Source organism: Legionella jamestowniensis (assembly GCF_001467745.1).
In the GTDB taxonomy this organism is placed as follows: domain Bacteria; phylum Pseudomonadota; class Gammaproteobacteria; order Legionellales; family Legionellaceae; genus Tatlockia; species Tatlockia jamestowniensis.
On sequence record NZ_LNYG01000010.1, the window covers coordinates 1 to 213 of the forward strand.

The following is a 213-nucleotide window of genomic DNA, read 5'->3' on the forward strand; positions in this document are numbered from 1 at the left end:
TTTAATCTTCACCCCTGAACAAATTAAAGGCCTTGAATATGACACCATTCTTTTTTGGCGTCCCCTCGATGGGAAAGACGGTGCTGCAGCTTGCAGCAAACTGAAAGAAAAGCAGGGTACTGTCCATACCACAAGCCATTTGCCCAAAGCAGGGGAAGGGGATGAATCCTGCCTTCCTTATTTTAACCGCTTTATTACCGGGATTACCCGTGC

Annotated in this window: 1 protein-coding gene; it reads left to right on the forward strand. The window is 46.9% G+C overall.

The genetic code is table 11. The features are described 5' to 3' along the window. Positions 1–213 (forward strand): hypothetical protein (locus tag Ljam_RS15300; RefSeq protein WP_162262908.1); only part of this gene is annotated, 213 nt, incomplete at both ends.